Annotated in this window: 26 protein-coding genes; 12 read left to right on the forward strand and 14 right to left on the reverse strand. The window is 65.4% G+C overall.

Annotated features, from left to right (window positions below; genetic code table 11):
* Nucleotides 1-3 precede the first annotated feature (3 nt).
* The 5 genes from EAV90_RS20145 to EAV90_RS20165 form a co-directional block, all read right to left on the reverse strand.
* Nucleotides 4-381: a PIN domain-containing protein gene (locus EAV90_RS20145; RefSeq protein WP_129144454.1), complete on the reverse strand. Its 378-nt coding sequence runs from the start codon at nucleotides 379-381 to the stop codon at nucleotides 4-6.
* 28 nt (nucleotides 382-409) lie between these two features.
* The gene (locus EAV90_RS20150; RefSeq protein ID WP_245509564.1) at nucleotides 410-1,924 is read right to left on the reverse strand and encodes a L,D-transpeptidase family protein; all 1,515 of its coding nucleotides are present in this window, start codon (nucleotides 1,922-1,924) and stop codon (nucleotides 410-412) included.
* 433 nt (nucleotides 1,925-2,357) lie between these two features.
* Nucleotides 2,358-3,320, reverse strand: coding sequence for an acetyl-CoA carboxylase carboxyltransferase subunit alpha (locus EAV90_RS20155; RefSeq protein WP_122400547.1), 963 nt, complete (start codon nucleotides 3,318-3,320; stop codon nucleotides 2,358-2,360).
* Between the two features lie 197 nt (nucleotides 3,321-3,517).
* Complete coding sequence (gene xerD, locus EAV90_RS20160; RefSeq protein WP_129144456.1) at nucleotides 3,518-4,474, reverse strand: site-specific tyrosine recombinase XerD; 957 nt, start codon at nucleotides 4,472-4,474, stop codon at nucleotides 3,518-3,520.
* A 17-nt stretch (nucleotides 4,475-4,491) separates the two neighbouring features.
* On the reverse strand, nucleotides 4,492-4,638 hold the full coding sequence (locus EAV90_RS20165; protein WP_129144457.1) for a histidine kinase: 147 nt from the start codon (nucleotides 4,636-4,638) through the stop codon (nucleotides 4,492-4,494).
* Between the two features lie 174 nt (nucleotides 4,639-4,812).
* Here EAV90_RS20165 and EAV90_RS20170 point away from each other — a divergent pair, with 174 nt between their 5' ends.
* The 3 genes from EAV90_RS20170 (at nucleotide 4,813) to EAV90_RS20180 (ending at nucleotide 7,980) form a co-directional block, all read left to right on the forward strand.
* Nucleotides 4,813-5,436: a shikimate kinase gene (locus EAV90_RS20170; RefSeq protein WP_129144458.1), complete on the forward strand. Its 624-nt coding sequence runs from the start codon at nucleotides 4,813-4,815 to the stop codon at nucleotides 5,434-5,436.
* A complete protein-coding gene (gene aroB, locus EAV90_RS20175; protein ID WP_129144459.1) occupies nucleotides 5,433-6,581 on the forward strand; it encodes a 3-dehydroquinate synthase in 1,149 nt (382 codons plus the stop codon). Before EAV90_RS20170 ends, aroB begins: the two co-directional genes overlap by 4 nt.
* A 94-nt stretch (nucleotides 6,582-6,675) precedes the next feature.
* Entirely contained in the window at nucleotides 6,676-7,980 is a 1,305-nt protein-coding gene (locus EAV90_RS20180) for an HlyC/CorC family transporter (protein WP_122400551.1), read from the forward strand.
* Between the two features lie 122 nt (nucleotides 7,981-8,102).
* Here EAV90_RS20180 and EAV90_RS20185 read toward each other — a convergent pair whose 3' ends face one another.
* Complete coding sequence (locus EAV90_RS20185) at nucleotides 8,103-8,372, reverse strand: BolA family protein (RefSeq protein ID WP_129144460.1); 270 nt, start codon at nucleotides 8,370-8,372, stop codon at nucleotides 8,103-8,105.
* A gap of 127 nt (nucleotides 8,373-8,499) precedes the next feature.
* Between EAV90_RS20185 and EAV90_RS20190 the strand changes: the two genes are divergently transcribed.
* Complete coding sequence (locus tag EAV90_RS20190; RefSeq protein ID WP_129144461.1) at nucleotides 8,500-9,132, forward strand: J domain-containing protein; 633 nt, start codon at nucleotides 8,500-8,502, stop codon at nucleotides 9,130-9,132.
* A 101-nt stretch (nucleotides 9,133-9,233) separates the two neighbouring features.
* On the opposite strand, the gene EAV90_RS20195 is transcribed toward EAV90_RS20190, so the two are convergent.
* Complete coding sequence (locus EAV90_RS20195) at nucleotides 9,234-10,328, reverse strand: citrate synthase/methylcitrate synthase (RefSeq protein WP_129144462.1); 1,095 nt, start codon at nucleotides 10,326-10,328, stop codon at nucleotides 9,234-9,236.
* A gap of 73 nt (nucleotides 10,329-10,401) precedes the next feature.
* Here EAV90_RS20195 and EAV90_RS20200 point away from each other — a divergent pair, with 73 nt between their 5' ends.
* On the forward strand, nucleotides 10,402-11,616 hold the full coding sequence (locus tag EAV90_RS20200) for a citrate synthase family protein (protein WP_129144463.1): 1,215 nt from the start codon (nucleotides 10,402-10,404) through the stop codon (nucleotides 11,614-11,616).
* Between the two features lie 111 nt (nucleotides 11,617-11,727).
* A complete protein-coding gene (gene atzF / locus EAV90_RS20205; protein WP_129144464.1) occupies nucleotides 11,728-13,113 on the forward strand; it encodes an allophanate hydrolase in 1,386 nt (461 codons plus the stop codon).
* On the opposite strand, the gene EAV90_RS20210 is transcribed toward atzF, so the two are convergent.
* The 5 genes from EAV90_RS20210 to EAV90_RS20230 all read right to left on the reverse strand — a co-directional run bounded on the left by EAV90_RS20210 (nucleotide 13,110) and on the right by EAV90_RS20230 (nucleotide 17,506).
* The gene (locus EAV90_RS20210) at nucleotides 13,110-13,835 is read right to left on the reverse strand and encodes a Crp/Fnr family transcriptional regulator (RefSeq protein WP_129144465.1); all 726 of its coding nucleotides are present in this window, start codon (nucleotides 13,833-13,835) and stop codon (nucleotides 13,110-13,112) included. The genes atzF and EAV90_RS20210 overlap by 4 nt on opposite strands.
* A gap of 92 nt (nucleotides 13,836-13,927) precedes the next feature.
* Nucleotides 13,928-14,680 (reverse strand): ABC transporter ATP-binding protein, encoded by a 753-nt coding sequence (locus EAV90_RS20215; protein ID WP_407120388.1) that lies wholly within the window; start codon nucleotides 14,678-14,680, stop codon nucleotides 13,928-13,930.
* Nucleotides 14,681-14,787: 107 nt separating this feature from the next.
* Nucleotides 14,788-15,567 carry an ABC transporter permease gene (locus EAV90_RS20220; RefSeq protein ID WP_122400556.1) on the reverse strand — a complete coding sequence of 260 codons (780 nt, stop codon included), beginning with the start codon at nucleotides 15,565-15,567 and terminating at the stop codon, nucleotides 14,788-14,790.
* Entirely contained in the window at nucleotides 15,564-16,565 is a 1,002-nt protein-coding gene (locus tag EAV90_RS20225) for an ABC transporter substrate-binding protein (protein WP_129144466.1), read from the reverse strand. Before EAV90_RS20225 ends, EAV90_RS20220 begins: the two co-directional genes overlap by 4 nt.
* Nucleotides 16,566-16,846: 281 nt before the next feature.
* Complete coding sequence (locus EAV90_RS20230) at nucleotides 16,847-17,506, reverse strand: DedA family protein (RefSeq protein WP_129144467.1); 660 nt, start codon at nucleotides 17,504-17,506, stop codon at nucleotides 16,847-16,849.
* A gap of 297 nt (nucleotides 17,507-17,803) precedes the next feature.
* On the opposite strand from EAV90_RS20230, the gene cobS reads away from it, so the two are divergent.
* The 5 genes from cobS to EAV90_RS20255 all read left to right on the forward strand — a co-directional run bounded on the left by cobS (nucleotide 17,804) and on the right by EAV90_RS20255 (nucleotide 23,634).
* Nucleotides 17,804-18,802, forward strand: coding sequence for a cobaltochelatase subunit CobS (gene cobS, locus EAV90_RS20235; RefSeq protein ID WP_122400559.1), 999 nt, complete (start codon nucleotides 17,804-17,806; stop codon nucleotides 18,800-18,802).
* Between the two features lie 45 nt (nucleotides 18,803-18,847).
* Nucleotides 18,848-20,749, forward strand: a complete 1,902-nt coding sequence (gene cobT / locus EAV90_RS20240) for a cobaltochelatase subunit CobT (protein ID WP_122400560.1) — start codon at nucleotides 18,848-18,850, stop codon at nucleotides 20,747-20,749.
* Nucleotides 20,746-21,813, forward strand: coding sequence for an esterase-like activity of phytase family protein (locus EAV90_RS20245; protein WP_129144468.1), 1,068 nt, complete (start codon nucleotides 20,746-20,748; stop codon nucleotides 21,811-21,813). Before cobT ends, EAV90_RS20245 begins: the two co-directional genes overlap by 4 nt.
* Before the next feature lie 153 nt (nucleotides 21,814-21,966).
* Nucleotides 21,967-23,079: an NADH:flavin oxidoreductase/NADH oxidase gene (locus EAV90_RS20250; RefSeq protein ID WP_129144469.1), complete on the forward strand. Its 1,113-nt coding sequence runs from the start codon at nucleotides 21,967-21,969 to the stop codon at nucleotides 23,077-23,079.
* A gap of 147 nt (nucleotides 23,080-23,226) precedes the next feature.
* Complete coding sequence (locus EAV90_RS20255; protein WP_122400563.1) at nucleotides 23,227-23,634, forward strand: hypothetical protein; 408 nt, start codon at nucleotides 23,227-23,229, stop codon at nucleotides 23,632-23,634.
* A 43-nt stretch (nucleotides 23,635-23,677) separates the two neighbouring features.
* Here EAV90_RS20255 and EAV90_RS20260 read toward each other — a convergent pair whose 3' ends face one another.
* The gene (locus EAV90_RS20260) at nucleotides 23,678-23,923 is read right to left on the reverse strand and encodes a PilZ domain-containing protein (RefSeq protein WP_027573877.1); all 246 of its coding nucleotides are present in this window, start codon (nucleotides 23,921-23,923) and stop codon (nucleotides 23,678-23,680) included.
* Between the two features lie 331 nt (nucleotides 23,924-24,254).
* A complete protein-coding gene (locus EAV90_RS20265; protein WP_129144470.1) occupies nucleotides 24,255-25,598 on the reverse strand; it encodes a T6SS phospholipase effector Tle1-like catalytic domain-containing protein in 1,344 nt (447 codons plus the stop codon).
* A gap of 86 nt (nucleotides 25,599-25,684) precedes the next feature.
* Between EAV90_RS20265 and EAV90_RS20270 the strand changes: the two genes are divergently transcribed.
* Complete coding sequence (locus tag EAV90_RS20270; protein ID WP_245509565.1) at nucleotides 25,685-26,440, forward strand: hypothetical protein; 756 nt, start codon at nucleotides 25,685-25,687, stop codon at nucleotides 26,438-26,440.
* Nucleotides 26,441-26,566: the final 126 nt, after the last annotated feature.

Genomic DNA, 26,566 nt, shown 5'->3' on the forward strand with positions numbered 1-26,566 from the left:
GCCTCATTTTCCGTCCTTGCGAGCGCAGCGAAGCAATCCAGAATGCCCCCGCGGAGGGAGTCCGCAGCCTGCCTCGACTGCAGTCGCAACGATCAGCGCGTCATAAAATGCAAAATTGTGGCCACGGGCAAGCGTGAGCGCTGTAGCGTGCGTGTCAGCCGTGAGTGGCACGATGTCCGGGAAGCGGAAACGAATTGACTGCACGGCGGCCTCGATGATCGGCCACTCCTGTCTCTGCTTCTTGCGCAGCACGTTGGTGAACTCGTTCAGCACCTGTGTGCTAATGACGCCACCGCCGGCAATCGTGTTCAGCGCCTGATCGCGCCGGACGTCGGTCGAGTAGGCGGAGATCAAGATATCGGCGTCGAAGAACGGGCTCACCGCTCGTTCGCTTCATGGCGCGGAACGCCTACTTCATCGCGGAGAAGCGGCTGTCGAACGAGTTCGACTGCACGATCGGCGCGGCGCCCGCCATCTGTCCGCTATCGGATGCGCCCTCCGACACCGACGGCTTCAGCGCCGGACGGGTCTGAGCAAGCCGTGTATCCGGCTTTGCCGGTTCGGCGGGCTTGGCCGCCGCTACGGCCGGCTTCGGCGCATCCTTCGCGGTGTCCTTGGACTTGTCGTGCCCCGGCACGAATCTCGTCACTGCGGCCTTGAGCCGCGACGCGGCCGTAGGCGGGGTCGTGGACGTCTGGGCCGGAGCGACAGACGCGGTGGCCTGCTGCGGCGCTGGCGTTGCCGTCGCGGTGGTATCGGCGGCGCCGAGGCCCATCTTGCGGCCGAGGTTCGAGAAGAAGCCGCCGCTTGAGGCTTTTTCGGCAGGCTGCGCCGAGGCGACGCGGGTGCCGGTCGCGGGCACGGCGACCACAGGCTCTTCCTGCGGCGCGGGCGCGGACGCGACCGCATCGAGATTCGGCTTGGGCGGATTGACGTGGCCGGGGATCGTGCCCGGCGCCTTCGCCATCGCCAGCATCTGCAGCGTGGTGCCTTCGGCGCTCTCGGACAGGCCGGTCGAGCCTTCCGGAATTTTTGCGGCGAAGATCTTGTTCATGCCGCCGTCGATGCCGGTGTTCATGCGCGCCACCGGCGTGCCCTTGGCAACCAGCTTGGCGTATTCAGCCTCGTCCTTCGCCTGCTTCTCACGCACGGCGCTGGCGATGTCCTCGGGGATCACATAGGCCGGGCACTTGGCCGAGGCGTCGAACACCGGATCGCGCTTGGCGTCGGCCGGCTTGGCCGCGTCGAAGACGTACTTCTTCTCGCAGAAATCGACCTTCGGCTCCTGCCGCGTCACCTCGAAATGATCATAGCCTTCCTTGATCATCTTCCAGAACGGCATGTTCGGATTGTTCCGGTGCTTGGCCATGTTCACCGGCGTCATCCTGAACGGATAGGCCTGCAGCTGGAACGCCTTCTGGCCGCCGAAGAAGGATTCGCGTCCGAGCGAATAGATCTCCGCGATCTGCTCGTCCGTCATCGCGTAGCAGCCGCGCGAAGAACAGTCTCCGTGTACCATCAGCTGCGAGCCGGTGCGGCCCAGCGCCTTGTCGAACGCGTTCGGAAAGCCCGTGTTGAAGGAGAGGTAATAGGCCGACTGCGGATTCATCTGGCTCGGATTGATCGAGTAGAATCCTTCCGGCGCCTGACGGTCGCCCTCGCGCACCTTGGGGCCGAGATCGCCCGACCAGCGGCAGATCGGATAGGTCTTGAGCAGCGCGAACTGGCCGGAGCGGGTCTGCTTCCAGACCTCGAGCTCAGCCTCCTGCTTGAACAGGCGGACCAGGATCGGCGATTGCAGGTCCATGTCCTTCTCGGCCATGGCGGCGACCAGCTTCGGCGGCACCGGCTGGTTGGCCTTGGCGTTGGTCGCGAGCGAGACCTGGTCGGTGTCGCAGCCGGTGAGCAGAACGCCGGCCGTCATCAGCGCAACCGAAGCCAAGAGCGCGCGAGCAAGCGAACGAGAAATCAAGATGGACCCCACACCGTGCCGGGCAGCAAGCGCGAACCCCAATTCGTTTGGCGCATGATCCGACCGGGTACCCCGGGGGCCCGTCGCAACGGGCCCTTTTTAGACCACGCTCCAGCGCTTATGCCCTGAAGCCATTGATTAAAATTCTAACCTCTGGGTCATGTGGTCGCAACCCAAGCGGGGATCACGAGGACGTTGGCCCAAAGGTGTGGTCAACAGAGACTTAAACTGGGCCGGAACTTGGGCCCTGCGGCCAAGCCGGCACTGAGATCGCCGATTTGGGCAAAAAAAGGGTTAACGCGGGGTTACCGGGGGGTCTCGTGCACCGGCTCCGCGGAGCGTCACAACGTGCCGCACCGCGTCCGGGACACCAAATCGAGACGAATCAGCCCAGTTTCCGGCCGATATCGAGGAATTTCTGCCGCCGCTGCTTGCGGATCGCATCCCCGTCCAGGCCCCGGAGCTCGTCAAAGGCCTTCGCGATGGCCTCGCCTGTAGTGGCGATCATGGCGGCGGGGTCGCGATGGGCGCCGCCGACGGGCTCCTTCAGGATCTGATCGATCACCCCGAAGCGGAGCATGTCCTGGGCGGTGATCTTCATGTTGTTGGCGGCTTCCTGCGCCTTGGTGCCGTCGCGCCACAGGATGGAGGAGGCCGCCTCCGGCGAGATCACGCTGTAGATCGCGTGCTCCAGCATCAGCACCCTGTTGGCGGTGGTGATGGCAATGGCGCCGCCCGACATGCCCTCGCCGGTGATGATGGCCACGTTCGGCACGGTCAGCGCCAGGCACGCGTCGGTCGAGCGCGCGATCGCCTCGGCCTGGCCGCGCTCCTCGGCGCCAATGCCGGGATAAGCGCCGGCGGAATCGGCGAGCGACAGCACCGGAAGGCCGAACCGCTCGGCCATCTCCATCAGCCGCACGCATTTGCGATAGCCCTCGGGCCGCGCCATGCCGAAATTGTGCCGGATTCGGCTCTCGGTGGAATCGCCCTTTTCCTGGCCCATCACGCAGATCGGCTCGCCGCGGAAGCGGCCGAAGCCGGCGACCAGCGCCTCGTCCTCGCCGAACTTGCGGTCACCGGCGAGCGGGGTGAATTCGGTGATCAGGCCCTTGATGAAATCGTTGAAATGCGGCCGCTGCGGATGCCGCGCAACCAGCGTCTTCTGCCACGGCGTCAGGTTCGTGTAGAGGTCGGCCAGCGCCTGCGCCGCCTTGTCCTCGATCCGGCCGATCTCGTCGCTGATGTCGGTGCCGGAGGCAGCGAGCGCGCGCAATTCGTCGACCTTGGAGTCGAGCTCGGCGACCGGCTTTTCGAAGTCGAGATAGCTGCGCATCTGGTCTTGCATCAACTCAATATAAGGGGACGGGGCTAAAGAAGCGAAGCGAGGTTAGGGTCACGGACAGAAGTGTAGCGTCTTCAATGGTTTGACTTGTGTGCTCGTGGCAGCCGGCCAAATCATGCGTGAGGCCACGGCTCTTTCTGCGGAGATGTGGTCGAAGTCAAGGCGGTTTCCTGGGATGCCCGTAGCCCATCTACGGTGCGTCACTTCTCCGCCAGCGGGTGCAGGTCGCGCACCAGGCTCTTCAGCCGCTCCTCGACCACGTGGGTGTAGATCTGGGTCGTGGAGATGTCGGTGTGGCCGAGCAGGGTCTGGACGATGCGCAGATCCGCGCCGTTGTGCAGCAGGTGGCTGGCAAAGGCGTGGCGCAGCACGTGCGGGGAGACCAGGCGGGCCTGAAGCCCGGAGGCGACCGCGAGCTCCTTGAGGTCGCGGGCGAAATGCTGCCGCGTCAGATGTCCGCTCTCGCCGAAGGAGGGGAACAGCCATTTCGAGGCGGCCACGCTGTTTTTCTTTTCCGTCTTTGCCGCGTCCGTCGCGGCGAGATAATCCGCCATCGCCTGCCGCGAGGCCTCGTTGAGCGGCACCAGGCGTTCCTTGTTGCCCTTGCCGCGCACCACGATCATGCGCGCATCGCGCTTGGCCGCCGAGCGCGGCAGCGCCACCAGCTCGGAAACGCGCAGGCCCGTGGCGTAGAGCACCTCGAGCAGGCAATAGAGCCGCAAAGCGCGCAGCCGCTTCGAGGGCGAGGCATCCTCCGCCTCGCTCAATTCCTTCGCGCGGCGGAGCATGCGGTCGACGTCCGCGATCGACAGCACTTTTGGCAGGCCGCGGCCGCGCTTCGGGCCGGACAGGATGGCGGCGGGATCGTCGGCGCGGATGCGCTCGTTCAGCAGGAAACGATAGAGATGCCGCATCGCCGATAGCCGCCGGGCGACGCTGGTGGATTTGAAGCCGCGGGTGTCGAGATCGGCGAGGTAGTCGCGCAGGACCTGCGTCTCCGCGTCCGCGAATGTATGGCCGACCCGGTCCAGAAATTCCGAGAAATCGGTGAGGTCGCGGCGATATGCGTCGAGCGTATTGGGCCCGGCGCCCTGTTCCGCCGCGAGCATGTCGAGGAACAGGCCGGTGAGCTTGGCGTCTGAGGGCTGGGTAGGCATGCCCTGGAGGCTAGCTCCTATTTCTTGAGAAACTTATCCGGCGGGATCGTCACCGTCATTTCCCGCGGCTTCGGAGTGACGAAGTTCGCCAGCGCGAAGACCACGCCATAGATGATGCCGGCGATCACGGCGACGACCGTCAGGAAGCGGAACAAGCTCGGCATCGTTCTGAGGTCTCGGGTAGGGGGCCAGGCAGCCAAATTAACCAATGAAATCATCCAACATGTTCGCCGTTTCGTGGCAAGAGTCCTCTGGCGAGGGCCCCCATGGGGTCGTATAGGTGGCCAAACCATGCCGCATCTGGCGGCGGTTCGAGCTAGATCCAATCGAGCGAGACAATGTCCGACGCCGCGTTGCCGCTTCCTGCTTCGCCTGAGGCCGACATCCTGTCGGCGCTCGGTGCGCGCTCGATCGTGCTCGTCGGCATGATGGGAGCGGGCAAATCCACCATCGGCCGGCGCATGGCTCTCAGGCTCAAGCTGCCCTTCGTCGATGCCGACACCGAGATCGAGGCGGCGGCCGGCATGACCATACCGGAAATCTTCGAGCGCCATGGCGAGCAGCATTTCCGCGATGGCGAAGCCCGTGTGATCGCGCGCCTGCTCGACGGCGGTCCCGCGGTGCTGGCGACCGGCGGCGGCGCCTTCATGCGCGAGGATACGCGTGCGCGCATCGCGGCGAAAGCCATCTCGATCTGGCTCAGGGCGGATCACGACGTCATCATGCGCCGCGTGCGCCGTCGTGCCGACCGTCCGCTGCTTCAGACCGCGGATCCCGAAGGAACCGTGACGCGCCTCCTCACCGAGCGCGAGCCGGTCTATGCCAATGCCGACCTCACGATCGCCTCGCGCGACGTGCCGCACGACAGAATCGTCGAGGAATGCATCGCGGCGCTGCACGCCCATCTGTGCGGCGGACAGGCCGCCCAACCACCTGCCGACGTTGCGAGTGCCGCACGATGACCGCGCCGATGAAACATTCCGATCCCGTCAAAGTCGGCGTCGCGCTGGAAAATCGCGCCTATGACATCATCATCGGCCGCGGCGTGCTGTCGTCGCTCGGCGAGAGGGTCGCAGCCTTGCGGCCGGGCGTACGTACCGCTGTTGTCACCGACCGCACCGTCGCGAAATACTGGCTCGAGCCGACCGAGGCCTCGCTCGCGGCCGCCGGCATCCCGAGCTCGCGCATCGTCGTCGAGGAAGGCGAAATCTCGAAGACCTATGCCGGCCTCGAAAAGGTCAGCGAAGCCCTGATCGCCGCTAGGATCGAGCGCAACGATCTCGTCATCGCGCTCGGCGGCGGCGTGGTCGGCGATCTCGCCGGCTTTGCCGCGGCGATCCTGCGCCGCGGCGTCGATTTCGTGCAGGTGCCGACCTCGCTGCTGGCGCAGGTCGATTCCTCCGTCGGCGGCAAGACCGGCATCAACTCGCCGCAGGGCAAGAATTTGCTCGGCGCCTTCCATCAGCCGGTGCTTGTTATCGCCGACACCGCCGTGCTCGACACGCTGTCGCCGCGTCAGTTCCGCGCCGGCTATGCCGAGGTGGCCAAATATGGCGTGCTCGGCGACGAGGCCTTCTTCACCTGGCTGGAGAAGAACCATTCCGACATCTTCAAGGGCGGCTCCGCGCGCGAGCATGCGATCGCGACCTCCTGCCGTGCCAAGGCCGGCGTCGTCTCGCGCGACGAGCGCGAGACCGGCGAGCGCGCGCTGCTCAATCTCGGCCACACCTTCGGTCACGCGCTGGAAGCCGCGACGGGTTTCTCCGACCGCCTGTTCCACGGCGAGGGCGTCGCCATCGGCATGACGCTGGCGGCCCAGTTCTCGGCGAAGCTCGGCATGATCGGCGAATCCGATGCGGCACGCGTCGAACGGCACCTGATTGAAGCGGGCCTGCCGACGCGCTTGCAGGACATCGCGGGCTTCGCGCAGGAAGGTCTTGCCGATGCCGACGCGCTGATGACGCTGATGGCGCAGGACAAGAAGGTCAAGCGCGGCAAGCTCACTTTCATCCTGCTGGAGGCCGTGGGCCGCGCCGTGATCGCGAAGGACGTCGAGCCGGCGCCGGTGCGCGACTTCCTGAAGGAGAAGCTCGCGCAGAAGGCCTGATGCGCGGCGGAGCTTTATTTCGCCAACGCGTTTTCGAGCGAAGTGGATACCGGCTCGCGTCAGGAAAACGCGTCAAAAGTAGCTAGAGTGGTGCATGGACTGGCTCGGATTCACCATCGTCGTCCTCTGCCTCTTGGTCTCGGCGTTCTTCGCCGCGAGCGAGACCGCGCTGACCGGCGCCTCGCGCGCCAGCATGCTCAGGCTTTCCAAGCAGGGTAATCGCGACGCCGACGTCGTCTCGGACCTGCTCGACATGCGCGAGCGCCTGATCGGCGCACTGTTGCTCGGCAACAACATCGCCAATATCGGTGCATCCGCGCTCGCAACCGGCATCTTCACATCGTGGTTCGGCGATGTCGGGGTGCTCTATGCCACCGGTGTGATGACCGCGCTGGTGGTCATTTTCGCCGAGGTGCTGCCCAAAACCATCGCGATCAACGCGCCTGACCGCATCGCGCTCGCGGTGGCGCGGCCGATGCGGCTGACGATGTATGTGCTGGGCCCGCTGCTCAGAGTGGTCGAGGTCATCGTACGCCTGCTGATGCGGCTGTTTGGCTTGGCCGGCGAGCATCAGGCCATTCTGTCTCCGACCGAACGCTTGCGCGGCGCGGTCGATCTGTTGCACCACGAGGGCAAGTTCGAGAAGCAGGACCGCGACATGCTCGGCGGTCTCTTGGACCTGCGTGAGCTCCAGGTGTCCGACGTCATGATCCATCGCACCGAGATGATGATGATCAACGCCGATCTGCCGCCGGAAGAGCTGGTGCGCGAGGTGCTGGCGACCGAATACACCCGCATTCCGCTCTGGCGCGAGAAGCCGGAGAACATCATCGGCGTGCTGCACGCCAAGGATTTGCTGCGCGCGATCCGCGCCTCCGACGGCGACACCTCACGCATCGACGTCTCCACCATCGCGCTGCCGCCCTGGTTCGTACCGGAGATGCGCCCGGTCTCCGAACAGCTGAAAGCGTTCCGCCGGCGGAAAACCCATTTCGCGCTCGTCGTCGACGAGTATGGCGAGGTCGAAGGCCTTGTGACGCTGGAAGACATCCTGGAGGAAATCGTCGGCGACATCTCCGACGAGCACGACGTCGTGGTGGCGGGCGTGCGCGCCCAGCCGGACGGCTCCGTCGTGGTCGACGGCTCGGTGCCGATCCGCGATCTCAACCGCGCCATGGATTGGCACCTGCCCGATGAAGAGGCGACGACGGTGGCCGGCCTCGTCATTCACGAGGCGCGCTCGATCCCCGACCGCGGCCAGAGCTTCACCTTCCACGGCTTCCGCTTCCGCGTCCTCCGCCGCGAGCGCAACCGCATCACCGCGCTGCGCATTTCGCCGGTGCCGCGCGAGGCCGAGCTGGAAGAGGCAAAGCCGAGAAGGGCGGGGACGTCGTTTTAGTCTCCCCACCGCTGTCGTCGTCCGCGCAGGCGGACGATCCAGTACTCCGCGGCGGACCTAACTAGTGCGGCGGAGTACTGGAGCCCCGCCTGCGCGGGGCATGACAGCGGAATTTGCGGCAGTCACCCTTCCCCCGGCGCCTGCGCATGGATCGCGAGCGCGTGCACGCCGCCGGAGAGTTCCGTGGAGAGCGCCGAATTTATCATGCGATGGCGGTCGACCCGGCTCTTCCCTTTGAAGGCGGCAGACACGATATACACACGGAAGTGCGTCTCACCGCCCGGCCGATGGCCGGCGTGGCCTTCATGCAGATGTGACTCGTCGACGACTTGCAGGCTTTCAGGCGTGAAAGCTTCCTGCAACTTGTTGCTGATAGTGTCTTTCATAGCCATCTGTGCCATTAAGGTGTGCGATCGCACCCCGTCAATACCCGGACGTCCGAGGTCACTGCGACCGGGTGCTCAGCGAATTGCAATGTCAAGACTTGAAGGTTTGTGCATTGCGTAGTCAAAGTCAGCCATGCCGATCGATTCATCAAAGTTCTTCGACTCCATCCGCGTCAAGCCGAGAGGCGCGAAACCGGAAGCGAAGCCGCGCGAGACCGTGGTCGCCTGCGAATGGGCCGGCTGTCAGAACAAGGGCAGCCATCGCGCGCCGAAGGGACGCGAGAACCAGCGCGAGTACTGGCACTTCTGCCTGGACCACGTGCGCGAATACAACCAGAACTACAATTTCTTCTCCGGCATGAATGCCGAGGCCGTCGCGCGCTACCAGAAGGATGCGCTGACCGGCCATCGTCCGACCTGGAAGATGGGTGCCAATGGCGGCAAGAAGGGATCGGAAGCCGAGATCGATGGCGCCTTCGACCCGTTCAGCATGTTCTCAGAGATCAACGGCCGCGCCAGCTGGCGCGGCGGCCCGGAAGCTGCGCCCAAGGCCGAGACGCGCAAGGTGATGAACGCCGAGCGCAAGGCGCTTCAGGTCATGGGCCTCGGCGCCGACGCCACGCTCGCCGACGTCAAGAGCAAGTACAAGGCGCTGGTCAAGCAGCATCATCCGGACGTCAATGGCGGCGACCGCTCCACCGAAGACCGTCTGATCGAGATCATCAAGGCGTACAACTATCTGAAGACGGTGGTACGGGAGGCGTAGGGCCTCGCAGCTTCCTTTCTCCCCAAGCGTAATCCGGGACCTTTCTCTCACAACCACGACTTTCCCGGATTACGCTTGCCGCTCCATGCGGGGCTACTTCGTCACGCCTCCGGCATCGCCCCGACATAAGACGAGCTCGGCCGGATCAAGCGCCCGGTCCGCTGCTGCTCGCGCGCATGCGCGGTCCAGCCTGCGCTGCGTGCCACCGCGAAGATCGGCGTGAACGCCTGCCGTGGAATCGCCAGCGCATCGAGCAGGATCGCGGTGAAGAACTCGACATTCGTCTCCAGCGGCCGATCCGGATTCTTCTTGCGCAGCGCTTGCCGAATATAGGCTTCGACCTCGCCGGCGAACGGCAGGTCGGTGCCGCTGGATGCGAGCGCCTCGACCGCGGCCTTCAGCACGTCGGCGCGCGGATCGCGCACCCGGTAGACGCGGTGGCCAAATCCCATCATCCGCTCGCCACGCGCCAGCGCCGCATCCACCCACGGCTGGATGCGCTCGCGCGAGCCGATTGCGTCGAGCATTTCCAGCACCGGTTCCGGCGCGCCGCCATGCAGCGGACCCGTGAGCGCGCAATAGCCGGCGGTCACTGCGGCAAACAGGTCGGCTTGCGTCGAGGCCACCACGCGCGCGGTGAAGGTCGAGGCGTTCATGCCGTGATCGCTGGCGGTAACGAGATAGGCATCGAGCGCGGTGACCTCGCGCGCCGCAGGGGTGCGTCCGTGCAGCATGCGCAGCGTGTCCGCGGCATGGCTCGCGTCCGGATTCGGCGCGACCGGCTCGAGCCCCTTGGCGCGCCGGACCAGCGCGCCCGCGATCACCGGAAATGCGCCGACGATGGTCGCCTCATGTTCCAGGCCGTGCTCCGCGCGAAGCCCGGCGACCGCTGCGCGGAACCCGTCGATAATGCCCATGCCGCGCGTCGCCGGCAGCAACTCGTCCAGCCGCGCGAAGGCGCGCTCGCGCGCCGCGCCCAGGCTCGCCCGCACATTGGCTTCGCTGCGGCTGGTCCCGCTCGCGCCATTCCAGAGTCGGGCGGTGACGCCCTCGAAGCTCGATTCGGCGGCGAGGCGCCCGACATGCTCGCCGGCGATGATCAACTCGCCGCGCTCGCCATCGACGTGGCTCAGCACGGTCTCAGCCGCGGGAACGCCGTCCAGCCCGATCTGGCTTTTGGTGAGGTGGATGTTCATGGCCTGTCTCCTTTCACGACTGGAAAGGTCGGGCCTCTCGACAGATTGATCAATCTTGATTACATGAATCAATATGAAAAATCCTCCGGAGCTGTACCTGTCCGCCCGGGAAGCCGCTGCCGAGCTCGCGATCTCCCCGGCCACCCTTTATGCCTATGTCAGCCGCGGCCTGATCCGCTCCGAGCCGACGCCGGATTCGCGCAAGAACCGCTACCGCGCCGAGGACGTCCGCGCGTTGAAAGAGCGCCGGGTGCCGCCGGAACCGCGCGGCCTGCGCAGCTTCGATGCCGACCTGCCGGTGATGGACACCGAGATTTCGACCATCACGGAGGAGGGCGCGATCTATCGCGGCGTCAATTGCGTCGATCTTTCCGAGAGCGACACGCTCGAGCACACCGCGACGCTGCTCTGGGACGTCTCCGGCGTCGATCCGTTCGATCCGGACAATCAGCCCGAGATGTCCGAGGAGATGCGCACGATCGCAGCGGCTGCGCACCGCGCCGCGCCGATCGACCGCGCCATCGCGGTGCTCGCGCTCGCCGCCAGCGCCGATCCGCGCGCCTTCACCCGAGCGCCCGACGGCCGCGCCATGGTCGGGGCGCGCATCGTCCGCCTGCTGGTTGCGACCATGCTCAACGCCGAGCCGTCGGCCGAGCCGCTGCATCAGCAGGTCGCGCGCGCCTGGGCGGCGGACAACAAGCACGCGCCCGACCTGATCCGCCGCGCGCTGGTGCTGCTCGCCGATCATGAGCTGAATGCCTCGACCTTCACCGCGCGCTGCGCCGCGTCGACCGGCCTCAATCTCTACGACTCCGTCATCGCCGGGCTCGCCGCGTTGAAAGGGCCGAAGCACGGCGGGGCCGGCGTGCTGGCTTCGCAGCTGGTCAAGACGTTGGTCGACCGCGACGTCGAGCCGATGGTGCGCGAGCGCGTCGCGCTCGGCGAGCGTTTCGCGGGTTTCGGCCATGGCGTCTACAAGCGCGGCGATCCCCGCGCGCAATCGCTGCTGAACGCACTCTCCCGCGCCGGCGCGCCGCGCAAATTCACCCGCGAGGTGCCCGAGCGGATCGCCGAAGCGACCGGCGAGTTCGTCAACATCGACTATGCGCTCGCAGTCCTCGTGCACGCCCTGCGCCTGCCGGCGGGCAGCGAGCTCGCACTGTTTGCGATGGCCCGCAGTGTCGGCTGGATCGCCCATGCCAGCGAGCAATTGCAGTTCGGCAAGCTGATCCGGCCCAGGGCGCGCTACGTCGGGCCGGCGCCAGGGAGACGGGCGGGGAGTTCGTGATCGCTCCACTTGCGGTCCGGTTCACGGCGGCAGCAGAAGCGCTTAATTGCTTTCCGTCCGGTCTACCTCCGGGCAGGCTCGTGGCACCTTCGATCTCCCCGGGAGCCATTTGTGTCGCAAGCCGCCGCCCTAACTCGCCGCAGTCGCCCGCTTCGTACCTCGGCCGAACTCAGTTCGGTCCTCGCGACGGCATATGAGCGCATCGATCGTGACCAACACCGCAATTGCTGGATCCATGTGAGGCCAAAGGAAGAGGCGCTGGCGGAGGCCGAGGCTCTCGCGCGGCGCAGCGCACAGGGCGAACTGCTGCCTCTGCTCGGTGTGCCTTTTGGCGTGAAGGACAACATCGACGTGGCGGGCATGCCGACCTCGGCGGCCTGTCCGTCCTTCGCCTATGTTGCGGAGCGATCGGCTCAGTGCGTCGAGCGCCTCGTCGCGGCGGGCGCAATCTGTCTCGGCAAGACCAATCTGGATCAGTTCGCAACCGGGCTATCCGGGGCCCGGTCACCTCACGGCGCCTGCCCAAGCGCCGCCGATGATCGCTATGTCGCGGGCGGATCGAGCTCGGGCTCGGCCGTCGCCGTGGCGGCCGGTCACGTTGCCTTCTCACTCGGCACCGACACCGGCGGCTCAGGTCGGGTGCCGGCAGGTTTCAACGGCATCATCGGGATCAAGCCGACGGTCGGGCTTGTCTCATCCCGCGGGCTCGTTCCGAACTGCCCCACGCTCGATTGTCCGTCGATCTTCTGCAACTCCGTCACCGAGGGCAAATTGTTGCTGGAGCTCATCCAGGGCTTCGACGAGGCGGATCCCTACAGCCGCGAAGCGCGCGGCCGGTCATCCGCTGTCCCCCAGGAATTCCGCTTCGGGCGCATTTCCGCCTCTCAGCTCAATTCATTCGGGTTGCCTGAATGCGACGCGCTTTACGAGCAGGCTTGCGGGAGACTGGTGGGACTGGGAGGCGAGGCCCTCGAGATCGACTTCACGCCTTTCGCCGAGGCCGGCGAAATGCTGTTCTCGGGACCGTGGATCGCCGAACGCTACGCGGCGATCAGCAAGCTCTTTGACGTCGATCATGGCGATCTGCTGGAGGTCACGCGCAAAGTCCTGCATTTTGCGGCGCAATTTTCAGCGGCTGACGCATTCGCGGCGCAACATCGTCTCCTGAAGTTGCGCCGACAGGTCCAGCTCCTCTTCAAGCAGATCGACGTCCTGGTCGTGCCGACAGCGCCGCGTCCCTTCACCATTGCGGACATGCTGGAAGACCCCGTCACGCTCAATACGCGTCTTGGTCACTACTCCTATTCCGTCAATCTTCTGGATCTGTGTGCGGTGGCGCTTCCCAATGCGACGCTCACCAGCGGGATGCCGATGGGCGTCACTCTGCTGGCACCCGCATGGCACGACCACGCCCTCCTGGACTTCGCCTCGCGATGGCAGCCGGACAATGACGGCGCTCTGTTCGGACTGAACGTCTATTCGCGCGGCGTCGGTTAGACGATCTCGAGGTCGAGCGCGCGCAAATTCAGAATGACGATCAGACCTCTGTCGTAGCGGATGATGCCTCTCGCCTGCATGCGAGAGAGCTGCACCGTCACCCATTGTCGTGTCGCTCCGATCAGGTTGGCGAGATCGCCATGGGTGAAGGGAATGCCGAGCACGATCTCGCGGCCGTGCTGCGAGCCGTAGATATTCGAGAGAAAGATCAGCAGACGCTGCAACCGCTCGGTCACCGATCGTGTGCCGAGCATTTGCGCCATGGCCGAGTAACACCTTGCCTTGAAGGCCAGCGCATCCAGCAGGGCTACCGCGATGGTCGCCGACTGAAGCGCAAGCTCGCGCAGCGCGGGGCCAGGCAGAAAGAGGAGCCGGCTGCGCTCGATCGCAACCGAAGACCACATATGCGCTCCGGAGCCGAAGAGGTCCGGCCCGCCGACGAAATTGCCGCCGAACCAGTAGGCGAGCGTCACCTCACGCCCCGAAGGTGCTGCGTAATAGCTGCGGATCCGGCCGGACTCGATCAGATATATGCCGTTCTGGCTCTCTCCCTGGCGCCAGATATGCTTGCCGGTGTCCAGAACCTGGTGGCGACCGATTGCCAGCACACGGCCCCGGTCAGCCTCGCTCAGATGGTCGAGCAAGCCCGGCAGCGATCTGACCAGAGCATCCGACTCCGCCAGCATGATCCCGGCCGTCGCCTTGAGAGTTGCCGCTGACATCTGCCCGCTCCATCGTAGCTGGAGCAGATCCATTCAAGAGCTATGCCAGCCCTCGCTGCGGCTAAATTGAAGCGAGCTCATCGCGCTTCAGGTCACCGCTCCATTTGCTCGAACGCCTTGCGGCCTTCGGTCCGGATCAGGTCAAGGCAATCCCGCTTGAGCGCGAGATAGGCTGGGTCGGTCAAGATAGCGCTGGAGCGCGGGCGCGGCAGGGCCACCGAAAGATCCCGCAGGATGCGGCCCGGGCCGGCGCTCATGATCAGCACGCGATCCGACAGGAGAATGGCTTCGTCGATGTCATGCGTGACGAAAACGATCGTGGCGTTGATCCGGTCGCGCAGCTCGAGCAGGTTGTCCTGCATCACGGCCCGGGTCTGCGCGTCCAACGCACCGAAGGGTTCGTCCATGAGCAGCACACGCGGCTGGTTCGCGAGGGCGCGAGCAATCGCCACCCGCTGCTGCATGCCGCCTGAAAGCGTATGCGGATAGGCGCTGGCGAATTTTGTCAGCCCGATCATGTCGATCAGGTCGTCGGCGATACGAAGCGCCTCCGTTTTCGACTTGCCGAGCGCGCGCGGTCCGTGAGCGATGTTACGGCGTACCGATTTCCAGGGGAACAGATGCGGCTGCTGAAAGACCATCCCGATATCGGGTCGAGGTGCCAGCATCGGCTTGCCGGCGACCGTGATCTCGCCTTCGAACGGCCGTTCGAGGCCCGCCATCGCGTTCAAGAGCGTAGACTTGCCGCAGCCCGACGGACCAACCAGCGAGACGAATTCACCCGGCATCACGGCCAGGGACACCCGGTCCACGGCAATGACCGCGCCGCGCGGCACATCGAACACGATGCTCAAATCCTCGACCCGGATGATTGCTTCCGGCGCCGTCGATGAAGGCTCCGGCTGAGCATCCACGAGCCGGAGCGGTGATGTCGGGCGAAGCGGGGTGTGCATCATCGCCACCATACGGCGCGCTCGGCAATGGCCGCGAAGGACCGATCGGCAACGAAGGAGAGCAGTCCGAGCGCCGCCAGCCCTCCCATGACCTGTCCGGTCTGCATGTTCTGTTGCGCAATCTCGATCCGGTAGACGATGCCGGCGAACGCACCCGCCAGCTCGGCGGCGACGAGCGTGTAAAAGGAGATGCTGACGGCGGTGCGCAGACCGACAACGATGTAGGGAAGCGCCCCCAGCAGGACGATCTCCGTGAGCATCTGCCGACGTGGCGTGCCGAGCATCAGCGCGGCGCGAATGAGGCCGCGATCGACCTTCTGAACGCCGATATGGGTCGCGAGCCATACGGTGAAGAACACGCCCCAGACGACCAGAAAGAGCTTGCCGGCCTCGGACAAGCCGAACCAGAGGATCACGATCGGCACGAAGGCGATCGGGGGGATCGGGCGGAGGATATGAAACAGCGGCGAGAGCAGGCTCGAGACCAGCCGGAACCGGCCCGTCAGCACGCCGAGCATGATGCCACCCGTCGTCCCGATCAGGAAGCCCATGGTGACGCGGAATAGGCTCGCGGAAAGGTCGCCGACAAACTGCCCGCTGTGGATCCAGTCAAGGATGGCGACAGCGACCGTCGACGGCGGCGGGAACAGCACCGCGTTGACGATCCGGGAGCGCGCGATCAATTCCCAGACGCCGACGAAGGCTGGCACGGAAAGCGCGCCGAGAAGCATGCTCAGACGTCCGGCCGCCGTCGCGCGGTTGTGCCCGCCGGTGCTCATGGATTGGCCGACAGTGTCACACGTGCGGGATCAAGCGCCTTCAGCGGCGCCGCCACAATGACCTTCGAGAAATCAGGCATCCCCGCCCCCGGCGGGTGATTGCCGGTCTCGAGCCGCCAGGCCGCGTGCGTCTTCAGCGTCTCGAGCAGCTTGTCGTCGAGGCGCACGCGATAGACGTAATCCGACCAGATCGGCGCCAGCTCGTCGCGCTTCATGCCACTTGCGGCGGCGACAATGTCGATCGCTTCGTCCGGATGGGACTTCATCCAGCCTTCCGCTTCAATGAGAGCCGCCAGGAATTTGCTGACGATTGCCGGGTTTGCCTCCAGATAGGGCCGCGTCACGACGATGTTGAAGCTCTCCGAGTAGAGCCCCTTGGTATCGAGCAGGACGGCGCCCTCGCCGAGCGCCTTCTTTGCATTCGCCAGGTGCGGCTCCCAGGTGTCGAACGCGTCGATGCTCCCCGCCGCCAGAGCGGGAAGCATCTCCTGGGGGCGAAGGTTGACGAGCGTGACATCCTTGGCGGTCAATCCCGCCGCCTTCAGCAGAGCCGAAGTGTAGACCTCGCTCCCTGTGCCGGCCGTGAAGCCGATGCGTTTGCCGCGCAGATCCGCTTTGGTCCTGATTGCGGCGGCCGCCGCCGTCATCGTCTTCAGATCCGAGTACTCCATGCCGGCGACGAAGGCGATCGGCTGCTGCGCCATCGCGGCCGCGGTGACCGGAGCTTCGGCGGTCGTCGCGATGTCCGCGCCTCCTCCCATCACCGTGTCGAGACACTGTTTTCCGCTGGTGAAATTCGAGACCGAGATATCGAGTCCCTGCTTGCCGAAGAGGCCGTTCGCCTTGGCGACGATCGCGAGGGCCGAGATCGGTGCGAGGTTCTGCGCAAGCCGTGCCTTCAGCACCTCCTCGGCCGCGGCCTGGCAAGCCGGATTCAAGATGCCCGCACAGGCCGAGATCGCAAACGAGACCATGCGAAGAGCTGTTTTCGCGCGCATGCAACCACCTCCGGTCATGTCGGCGGCCGCAACGGCCAGCCTGTGATTGGAGGAGGGTCATCCGAAGGCGATGCGCCGTGAAGCAATTAATCGACAACGTGTTCCGCTGACGAACATTTGCGCATCGCGGAGCCGTAGCGGATCGCAATTTGGGCAGCGGAAAGCTCTGTTTGCCCGCCTCTTGTGCGGCGTGCTGTCCGGCCCGCGGTCCTCAGCTATTCGGCAGTCGTGCTCGAGAGGAGCAAGGTCGCGGCCGCGAGCGGACGCCGGGCATCGCGCCATCAGGCCCGTGGTTTGGCTTCCGCGACTGCGCTGCCGTGCCGGCGGCGGATGGTCCAGATTGCAGCGCCGACAATGATTGCAATCCCAACGACGGTTAGAATCCAGACATGCTTGAACGGATGCCCCGCGTGCGGCACCCCGAAATATTGGTGGAAGGCCGACACCGCGAGCACGCCCGGCAGCACATGCGCCGGCGCCCAGAGCAGGATCGCGGGAACGTTCACTGCGTAGAATTTCGTGGGGGCCATGCCCAGCGCGCCGGCGGTCACGGGCACGAAGGCGCGGATCGGCGGCACGAAGCGGGCGAAGAACACGGCCCAGGTGCCGAAGCGGTTGAAGAAGCTTTCGCTCTCCGCGACCACGCGCGGATAATTGGTCAGCGGCCAGGTGTTGAGGATCTCGCGTTGCCGCCGGTGCCCGATCCAATAGGCCGACCCGTCACCCAACACCGCGCCAAGCGCCGCCGCCAGCAGCACCCACGGCAGCTGCAGCTCGCCGCCCGGCACGAGGGCGCTCAGCGCCAGGATGATGGTCGAGCCGGGGATCACCGATCCAACCACCGGAACGGCTTCGAGCAGCGCCGCCAGGAACAGGGTCAGATAGCCCAGCCACGCATGGGCCGAGACGAAGGAGATGAGAGGATCGAGGAAGGACGTCACGTCGTCTCTGTGGCGGGCTGGCGCGCGGGGCAGTGGACCCTACATAAGGAGAACCGGCGAAATTTGCCATTCGCATAGGTTGGGCCGGTCCTCCCGGGTGCGAAATGCGGGCGTGATTCGCAACGCAGCCCTCCAAAATCTGCGTTCCTTGCCTATCTAAATGAAAAGACAATGGAACTTTGATTGGAGGGCGGGCTTCTGCCCGTCCCGTGTCTCTGATAGGTTGCTGTCCAGCACCCAGCCGCAGCCAACGTGCGAATAACCGGTTTCGGGACCGCCCGGGACCTCGGAGGATTGATGACGACCGCCGCCCTGTCCAAAGTTGAGGAAGTTTCCGGTCTGCCCGACATGAAAGTGTCGGTGCGCCAGGTGTTCGGGATCGATAGTGATCTCGAAGTCCCTGCCTATTCCGAAGTCGATCCTCATGTGCCCGAAGTCGATTCCGACTACCGCTTCGACCGCGCCACCACGCTCGCCATTCTCGCCGGATTCGCCAAGAACCGCCGCGTGATGGTGACGGGCTATCACGGCACCGGCAAATCCACCCATATCGAGCAGGTCGCCGCCCGCCTGAACTGGCCCTGCGTGCGCGTCAACCTCGACAGCCACATCAGCCGCATCGACCTCGTCGGCAAGGACTCCATCGTGGTCCGCGACGGCAAGCAGGTCACCGAATTCCGCGACGGCATCCTGCCTTGGGCGCTGCAGAACAACGTCGCGCTGGTGTTCGACGAATACGACGCCGGCCGTCCCGACGTGATGTTCGTGATCCAGCGCGTGCTGGAAGTCTCGGGCCGCCTGACGCTCTTGGACCAGAACAAGGTGATCAAGCCGCACCCGGCATTCCGACTGTTCGCCACGGCGAATACGGTCGGCCTCGGCGACACCTCGGGCCTCTATCACGGCACCCAGCAGATCAACCAGGGCCAGATGGACCGCTGGTCGATCGTCACCACGCTGAACTATCTCAGCCATGACGAGGAAGTGGAGATCGTGCTGGCCAAGGCCAAGCATTATCGCACCCAGGAGGGCCGCGACATCGTCAACAAGATGGTGCGCCTTGCCGACCTCACCCGCAACGCCTTCGCCAATGGCGACCTGTCGACGGTGATGAGCCCGCGCACGGTGATCACCTGGGCGGAAAATTCCGACATCTTCGGCGATATCGGCTTTGCGTTCCGCGTCACCTTCCTCAACAAGTGCGACGAGCTCGAACGCCCCCTGGTCGCCGAGTTCTACCAGCGCTGCTTCAATGCGGAGCTGCCGGAATCGGCGGTGAACGTCGCGCTCAGCTGAGGTTTGAGATGTCGTCCCGCCCTTCGGGACGACGGACAGGGCGAGATGACCACCTCCAACTCCAAATTCCGCAACAACAAGGAAGCGCCGACCGAGCCTTTCAAGCGCTCGGTCGCCTCCTGCCTCAAGGCGATCGCCAAGACGCCCGAGCTCGACATCTCCTTCGCGGCCGAGCGGCCTGGGCTCGCGCCGGGCAAAGCCCGCTTGCCCGAGCCGGCGCGCAAGATGACCAGGCGCGACGCCGCGATCGTGCGCGGCCATGCCGATTCCATCGCGCTCAAGCTCGCCTGTCACGATCCCAAGGTTCATCGCAAGCTGATGCCCGGCAATCCGCAGGCGCGCGGCGTGTTCGAGGCGGTCGAGCAGGCCCGCGTCGAGGCGATCGGCGCGCGCCGCATGGCGGGCGTTGCCAAGAACCTCACCGCGATGCTCGACGACCATTTCCACCGCGGCAAGTTCGACGAGATCACCGACCGTGCCGACGCGCCGCTGGCGGACGCGCTGGCGATGCTGGTGCGCGAGCGCCTCACCGGCCTGGCGCCGCCGACGGCCGCGAAGAAGATGGTCGACCTCTGGCGTCCCATTCTCGAAGACAAGATCGGCAAGCGGCTCGACCGGCTCGACGGCGTGCTCGAGGACCAGACCAGGTTCGGCGATGCCGTGCACGATCTGCTCTCGGCGCTCGAGCTCGGCGACGAGCGCAACGCCGACAGCGAGGACAATGACGAGAACGACGAGAACCAGGACGGCGACAACGATCAGTCCGGCGCCGAAGGCTCGCCCGATTCCGACGCCGCGCAGGAGATGAGCGCCGACCAGGCGCAGGCGACGAGCGAGGAGATGAGCGAGAGCGCGATGGAAAGCGCGCAGGCCTCGACCTCCGACACCTTCGACGACGGCGAGCTCGGCGACGACGAGACCCCGGGCGAGGCGACGCGTCCGAACCAGCACGGCAGGAACGAGCCGCGCGGGCCGGAATACCACGCCTTCGCGCCCAAGTTCGACGAGGTCATCGCCGCCGAAGACCTCTGCGACCATGACGAGCTGGAGCGGCTGCGCGCCTATCTCGACAAGCAGCTCGCGCATCTGCAAGGCATCGTCGCGCGCCTGGCCAACCGCCTGCAGCGCCGCCTGATGGCGCAGCAGAACCGCGCCTGGGAGTTTGATCTCGAAGAGGGCATCCTCGACCCCGCGCGGCTGTCGCGCGTCGTCACCGATCCCTATCACCCGCTGTCCTTCATGCACGAGAAGGAGGCGACGTTCCGCGACACCGTGGTGACGCTGCTGCTCGACAATTCCGGCTCGATGCGCGGACGCCCCATCACGGTCGCCGCCACCTGCGCCGACATCCTCGCGCGCACGCTGGAGCGTTGCGGCGTCAAGGTCGAGATTCTCGGCTTCACCACGCGCGCCTGGAAGGGCGGGCAATCGCGCGAAGCCTGGCTTGCCGCCGGCAAGCCGGCCAATCCCGGCCGCCTCAACGATCTCCGCCACATCATCTACAAGTCGGCGGATGCGCCCTGGCGCCGTGCGCGCAAGAATCTCGGTTTGATGATGCGCGAGGGTCTCTTGAAGGAGAACATCGACGGCGAGGCGCTGGACTGGGCGCACAAGCGCCTGCTCGGTCGCCCCGAGCAGCGCAAGATCCTGATGATGATCTCGGACGGCGCGCCGGTCGACGATTCCACCCTGTCAGTCAACCCCGGCAACTACCTCGAGCGGCATCTGCGCCACATCATCGAGGAGATCGAGACCCGCTCGCCGGTCGAGCTGATCGCGATCGGCATCGGCCATGACGTGACGCGCTACTACCGCCGCGCGGTGACGATCGTGGATGCCGAGGAGCTCGGCGGCGCCATCACCGAAAAACTCGCCGAGCTGTTCAGCGAGACCAACGCGGCGCCCACGCAAGCACCCGGTCGCCCGCGACGCAAATTGCATTCGTGAGCACGCCGTCATCCCGCCGCAGCTTTCTTGGCTTTGCTGCGGCAGGATTCTCCACTCTCGCGCTCTCGCGTCTCGCGCAGGCGCAAGCGGCGACCGAGCCACGCGAGCTCCAGGTCGAGCACGCCGTCGCCGCGCCTGTCAGCATCGAGGTCAACGCGCGTCCGATTCCCGATTTCGAACCGCGCGACCGCGCGCGCACGCGCTTCGGCTCGCTGGATTATCGCAGCGGCCTGGTGCTGACCTCGCCCTATCGCGGCTTCGGCGGCCTGTCCGGCATCCGCTTCCTCGACGGCAAGGGCGAGCGCTTCGTCGCGATCTCCGACCAGGGCGGCTGGTTCACCGGCACCATCCGCTATTCCGGCCGCGAGATGGTCGGGCTCACCGAGGTCGAGGCCGCGCCGCTGCTCGGCGCCGAAGGTCGGCCGATCACGGAAAAGCACCTCTGGTGGGATTCGGAATCGATCGCGCGCGACGGCAACCTCGTCTATGTCGGGCTCGAGCGCGTCAACCAGATCCTGCGCTACGATTTCGCCAAGGGCGGCACGCGTGCCCGCGGCGAGGTGATCGCCGTTCCGCCGGCCTTGCGCAAGCTGCCCTCCAACAAGGGCATTGAAGCGCTGGTGTTCATCCCGAAGGGCCAGCCGCTCGCGGGCACCTTGATCGCGTTCTCAGAGCGCGGGCTCGACGCCGACGGCAATCTCGTCGCCTTCCTGATCGGCGGCCCCACGCCCGGCCAGTTCAGCGTCCGCCGCACCGAGAAATACGACATCAGCGATGCCGTGCTGCTGCCCTCCGGCGAGCTCTTGATCCTCGAACGCAAATTCTCCTGGTTCACCGGCATCAACATCCGCATTCGCGCGATCCCCCTGAAGGGAATCGCGCCGGGCGCGCTGGTCGACGGCCCCGCGCTGTTCGCCGCCGATCTCGGCCACGAGATCGACAACATGGAAGGCATCGACGCCCATGTCACGCCCGACGGCGAGACCGTGCTGACCCTGGTGTCGGACGACAATTTCTCGATGCTGCAGCGGACGCTGCTGCTGCAGTTCACGCTGGTCGAGTAGGGCGGTCTCACCCCCCGTCATTGCGGAGGCATTCGCTTCCCATCGTGCGGCAATGCATTCCGTCGCGCCCGCCATTCCCCCCGCGCGCCTAGCAATCCGCGCTTTGCTCACTACACTCCCTGCATTGTTCCTCCATCTCCCGGAACTCCCCACATGAGCGCCCTGTTTAACCCGATCAAGCTGCGCGGCCTCACCTTGAACAACCGCATCGTGGTGTCGCCGATGTGCCAATATTCGGCCGAGGACGGCGTCGCCACCGATTGGCACTTCACCCACATCAACAATCTCAGCCTGTCGGGCGCCGCGATGTTCTGCATCGAGGCGACGCATGTCGAGGCGATCGGCCGCATCACGGCGGGCTGCCTCGGGCTCTACAGCGATGCCTGCGAGGCCGCCTTGAGGCCGATCCTCAATTCGGTGCGGAGATATTCCTCCGCGGCGATCGGGATGCAGCTCGCCCATGCCGGCCGCAAAGCCAGCAGCGCGCGGCCGTGGGAGGGTGGCCAGCTGATTCCGGTCGAGCATGGCGGCTGGCAGACGGTGGCGCCATCGGCGGTGCCGCACAAGGAGGGCGAGGCCGCCCCGCTGGCGCTGGATGCGGCAGGCCTGAAGCGCATTCGCGAGGCCTTCGTCGACTGCACCAAACGCGCCGCGCGCCTCGGCATCGACGCCATCGAGGTGCATGGCGCGCACGGCTATCTCCTGCATCAATTCCTCTCGCCGATCTCCAACAAGCGCACCGACGAATATGGCGGCAGCCTCGCCAACCGCATGCGCTTTCCGCTCGAAGTGTTCGACGCGGTGCGCGCCGCGTTCCCCGCTGACAAGCCGGTCGGCATGCGGGTGTCGTCGACCGACTGGGTCGAGGGCGGCTGGGATCTGGCGCAAACAATAGAATTTGCGAGAGCGCTGAAGGCGCGCGGCGTCGACTGGATCGATGCCTCCTCCGGCGGCGTCTCGCCGCTGCAGAAGATCCCGCTCGGCCCCGGCTATCAGGTGCAGTTTGCCGATAGCATCAAGCGCGAGACCGGCTTGCCCACCATCGCCGTCGGCCTGATCAGCGATGCCAAGCATGCCGAGGAGATCGTCGCATCCGGCAAGGCCGACATGGTCGCGCTCGCTCGCGGCATGCTCTACGACCCGCGCTGGGGCTGGCACGCCGCCGCCGAGCTCGGCGGCGTGGTCGAGGTCCCGCCGCAATATTGGCGCTCGCAGCCACAGGCGCAAAAGGCGCTGTTCGGCAAGACCACGTTCGGGGCGAGGTGATTTCCTCGCCTCCAGCGCAAACGAGGCTCCTCGCGGCCCCGCCTGCTGGGAGAGAGAGCTAAGCCGCCTGCTATAATCCCCTTCGCCTTCCACGCCCCCCAAAACTGGCCTAACCTCCGTCTCCTCAACGCCTCACGGAGGCCGGCCATGCGTTTTGGTATCCGCAAAACTGCCCATGTGTTCGAGCGCGTGGCCCTTGCGATGGCGGGAGCCGCGTGCGGCCTGTTCGTCGGCGCCTATGTGGGATCTGCGATCCCCACGCTGACCACGCAGGGATTCCTGCTGCTGATGATGGCCTTGGGCGCCGTCGGCTTCTATCTCGGCATCGACACGCCGCAAATGCCTTTCGACGACGCGCACAGCGCGATCGACGCCGCGGAATTTCTGAGCTCGGCCGGCACGCTCTGCGCCACGCTGACCGCGTTCGTCTCGGTCGCCGTGATCGTGCTGCGGCTCGATCCGCACCTGGCCTGGACCTGGCTCGTCTTCGCCGGCTGGATCGCCGGCGTCGCCATGCAGATCGTCGCCGGCGCCAAGGCGAGGATGCGGAAGTAGCTTACCCCTCCAAGACCTCTCCAGGGGAGGCTAAGGAAGATGCCTAGAACACCACGCCCACGCGCGTGCCGCGCTTCCAGGCGATGCGGCAGCGCTTCCTGGTGTTGACGTGGAGCAGCTCGAAACGATCGGGAATCTTCACCTGGCCGCCGAGATCGACGCAGGCGCCGCCGGGCGAATAGTCGATCAGCGTGCACGGGATCACCGGCGCGCGCGGGTCGGTGATGATCTTGGCCTGTCGCGACACCAGCCCGGCGGGCTTCACACGGACATACTTGCGCGGATGCATTGGCACGTCTCCTCCAATTCCGCAGGTATCGCGGCGGGTGGTTTGTCCCATGATGGAAAAGAGATGATGCGATCAGACTAAGGTTGCCGGGAGAATTTTAATGAAAAGTGTCGGCGAGAGCAGAAAAGCGGCGGTAGCGGGGTGGGACGTCTCGCGTCAATCCGCCCTGTCGTTGCGCGACCCTGCCCACCACCGTCATTGCGAGCCAACGGATCCGCGCGAAGCGCGGCCCGATGACAGGCTCCGTGAAGCAATCCAGAATCTTTCCGCGGAGGGACCCTGGATTGCTTGGTCGCAAGGGCAAATGACGGGTGGAGAGGTCGCCGCCACCTCACCCCGTCACGCCCTCCTCCATCCCATCCGCCGCGACATCCACCCGCGGCTCCACCGGCATCGGCACCGTCACGTAATCCTTCGGCAGGTTCGCCGGCCGATACCCCGGCTCCACCGCCATTCGCTTCAACACGCTCTCATGCACATGCGCGCCTTCGGGGATGACGCGCGGCTCGCAATCGGGGATGTAGAAGCCGAAATAGACCTTCCGCTCCGGCCATTCCTTGTACGTCGCACGCTTCGGCAGATATTCCAGCACGCGCCAGGCGGCCGTCATCGAATTGTGCAACTCGCCCGTCTTCCCGGTGTAAGCGGGCTCCACGTATTTGAACGGCGAGTTCTTGCGAGGGACGCCCCAGGCGAGCTGGTTCACCGTGCGCGGGTTGAACTTCAGCCCGGCCTTCTCGGCCTCCGCGATCATCCAGAGCAGCGGATATTTGGATTGCCCGCTCTCCGCTTCCGGATAGCCGCCGCCGACGTCGCAATGCACGCCGGCAAACCACACCTGCAGGATGTCCTGCGGCACTTTCTTCTCGTCGGGTACGTAGCGGTTGCTCCAGAACTCCTGCGGCTCTTCATACTGCTTCAGGCGGAACATGCAGCGCCGCTCGTCGATCGCGATCGCCTGCCGGAAGATTTTGACGCTGGGATTGCGCAGCGTGAAGGCGAGCTCCTCCAGGCTGAACAGGAAGAAGAAATTGTCGCGCCGCGGCACGATCACGCTCGCCACCGTGTCCCAGACGCCGATGAAGTGGATGGTCGGCCAGCGCGTCGAGGTGATGCGCGCGAACTGCGCGGCGAGGTCGAATTCGTCCTTCGGCAGCGGCCCGCTCTCGTCGGTCGCGATATCCTTGAGATCCTCGATATCGTTGCCGCGCCCCGTGCCGGAATATTGCTTGTAGGCGACGAGCCCGCTCCCAGCGAGGTTCGCCTGCTCCGGCGAGATCAGCCCGATCTTGTGGATCAGCCCCGCCAGCACGCGAACCGTGTAAGCCCCGCGCGAAAACCCGAACAGATAGATCTTGTCGCCCGGCGCGTAGTGCTGAACCAGGAAGCAATAGGCCGAGAGCACGTTGTCATCGAGCCCATAGCCGGTGGCGAGCCCCAGCACCAGGTTGATATTGGCCTTCCAGCGGTGCCACGTCGTCGGCTGCGTCACCGTGCCGACCCCGGGATCGTAAAACACCAGCTGCCGCGGCGACGTCTTGTCCGTCTTGCGCAGGCAGCGATAGAGCTTCAGGACGTTGGAGATGTTCTCCGAAATCTCGTTGCCGGTCCCGTCACAGCAGATGACGAGGTTCTTGCCGGTGGGCTTGTGGTCGGTGCTGGCTGCGTGCTCCATGGGATGCGCCTCCGGGTGATGCTACCGGGGCGAGTATAGCGGAAATGGATGACAGCGGGGAGGCAACGTCGCCGGCACCCAGCCCCATGGCCACATCGTCTGTTGACATTAACCTGTTGTTAACCATGCGGTTGCCTAATGTTGACGATGGGGGGATCACCATGTCGGCCCATGTGACGCGACCGAGGTTGATGCCTGTTTCGGCCGATCCGGCCATCCGGTCGGTGGCGAGGCTGGCTGTTCGCGCCAAGGCCGTCCTACAGGGCAAAGCGCCTGTCCTACGGAGCAAAGCCATGTTCGGAAAGGACGACTTAGTGGACAATCTCAGCCGCGATCTCGATCGCGCGCGCGGAAGACGAGATGCGCTCGCATCCGAAGCCGCGACTCTGGCGGCCCAGATCGCCGAAATTGAAGCCCGTCTTTCGGAGGAAAAGAAAAGGCGTGAGCGTGAGCGCGTCTTGAGCGAGGTCGAAGCGATCAAGACGCGAATCAAGCAAGCCGCCGGCGCGTTTGCGCCTGTCGTCGATGGTCTCTCGAGGGCGATCGAGCAGGCTGCGGCGGTCGTGCCCGAGGCGCGCGAGCTCAATAGTTTCCTGGTATCGGTGGCGACCGAGATCGACAGCGTGCTCGATCCCCTGCTCCGCGAACTGGATCAGCGCGCGGATGCGGTGCGAACCGGACACGCAGCGCTGGACCTGCCGAGTTCGGCCATTGAAGCGCCGCCCATCGAGCTGCCGAAAGACACCAACGAACGCCTGCTTCGTTTTCCGGCGTGGCTGTCCCGCGACAAGGAGACCGACAGGAAGGACACCGCCGAGAGCCCGCGCAGCACGGCGGCGTGAAGCATCGGCACGCTGTGCAGCTCAAAAGCTTGTCTGCATATCTGACGTTCGGAGCGCGTTGAGAATTAGACCACCTCTCCCTGCTGGGAGAGGGTGAACCGGGCGGCCGAACCTGATCTCATCGCA

This window comes from Bradyrhizobium vignae, from assembly GCF_004114425.1.
GTDB classification, from domain to species: Bacteria; Pseudomonadota; Alphaproteobacteria; order Rhizobiales; family Xanthobacteraceae; genus Bradyrhizobium; species Bradyrhizobium vignae.

What these genes read in the sequence shown, in the direction of transcription:
- EAV90_RS20150 (WP_245509564.1), bottom strand. Translation starts at nt 1,924, where the DNA reads ATGACGGCCGGCGTTCTGCTCACCGGCTGCGACACCGACCAGGTCTCG.
- EAV90_RS20155 (WP_122400547.1), bottom strand. Translation starts at nt 3,320, where the DNA reads ATGCAAGACCAGATGCGCAGCTATCTCGACTTCGAAAAGCCGGTCGCC.
- xerD (WP_129144456.1), bottom strand. Translation starts at nt 4,474, where the DNA reads ATGCCTACCCAGCCCTCAGACGCCAAGCTCACCGGCCTGTTCCTCGAC.
- EAV90_RS20165 (WP_129144457.1), bottom strand. Translation starts at nt 4,638, where the DNA reads ATGCCGAGCTTGTTCCGCTTCCTGACGGTCGTCGCCGTGATCGCCGGC.
- EAV90_RS20170 (WP_129144458.1), top strand. Translation starts at nt 4,813, where the DNA reads ATGTCCGACGCCGCGTTGCCGCTTCCTGCTTCGCCTGAGGCCGACATC.
- aroB (WP_129144459.1), top strand. Translation starts at nt 5,433, where the DNA reads ATGACCGCGCCGATGAAACATTCCGATCCCGTCAAAGTCGGCGTCGCG.
- EAV90_RS20180 (WP_122400551.1), top strand. Translation starts at nt 6,676, where the DNA reads ATGGACTGGCTCGGATTCACCATCGTCGTCCTCTGCCTCTTGGTCTCG.
- EAV90_RS20185 (WP_129144460.1), bottom strand. Translation starts at nt 8,372, where the DNA reads ATGGCTATGAAAGACACTATCAGCAACAAGTTGCAGGAAGCTTTCACG.
- EAV90_RS20190 (WP_129144461.1), top strand. Translation starts at nt 8,500, where the DNA reads ATGCCGATCGATTCATCAAAGTTCTTCGACTCCATCCGCGTCAAGCCG.
- EAV90_RS20195 (WP_129144462.1), bottom strand. Translation starts at nt 10,328, where the DNA reads ATGAACATCCACCTCACCAAAAGCCAGATCGGGCTGGACGGCGTTCCC.
- EAV90_RS20200 (WP_129144463.1), top strand. Translation starts at nt 10,402, where the DNA reads ATGAAAAATCCTCCGGAGCTGTACCTGTCCGCCCGGGAAGCCGCTGCC.
- EAV90_RS20210 (WP_129144465.1), bottom strand. Translation starts at nt 13,835, where the DNA reads ATGTCAGCGGCAACTCTCAAGGCGACGGCCGGGATCATGCTGGCGGAG.
- EAV90_RS20220 (WP_122400556.1), bottom strand. Translation starts at nt 15,567, where the DNA reads ATGAGCACCGGCGGGCACAACCGCGCGACGGCGGCCGGACGTCTGAGC.
- EAV90_RS20225 (WP_129144466.1), bottom strand. Translation starts at nt 16,565, where the DNA reads ATGCGCGCGAAAACAGCTCTTCGCATGGTCTCGTTTGCGATCTCGGCC.
- cobS (WP_122400559.1), top strand. Translation starts at nt 17,804, where the DNA reads ATGACGACCGCCGCCCTGTCCAAAGTTGAGGAAGTTTCCGGTCTGCCC.
- cobT (WP_122400560.1), top strand. Translation starts at nt 18,848, where the DNA reads ATGACCACCTCCAACTCCAAATTCCGCAACAACAAGGAAGCGCCGACC.
- EAV90_RS20250 (WP_129144469.1), top strand. Translation starts at nt 21,967, where the DNA reads ATGAGCGCCCTGTTTAACCCGATCAAGCTGCGCGGCCTCACCTTGAAC.
- EAV90_RS20255 (WP_122400563.1), top strand. Translation starts at nt 23,227, where the DNA reads ATGCGTTTTGGTATCCGCAAAACTGCCCATGTGTTCGAGCGCGTGGCC.
- EAV90_RS20260 (WP_027573877.1), bottom strand. Translation starts at nt 23,923, where the DNA reads ATGCATCCGCGCAAGTATGTCCGTGTGAAGCCCGCCGGGCTGGTGTCG.
- EAV90_RS20265 (WP_129144470.1), bottom strand. Translation starts at nt 25,598, where the DNA reads ATGGAGCACGCAGCCAGCACCGACCACAAGCCCACCGGCAAGAACCTC.
- EAV90_RS20270 (WP_245509565.1), top strand. Translation starts at nt 25,685, where the DNA reads ATGGCCACATCGTCTGTTGACATTAACCTGTTGTTAACCATGCGGTTG.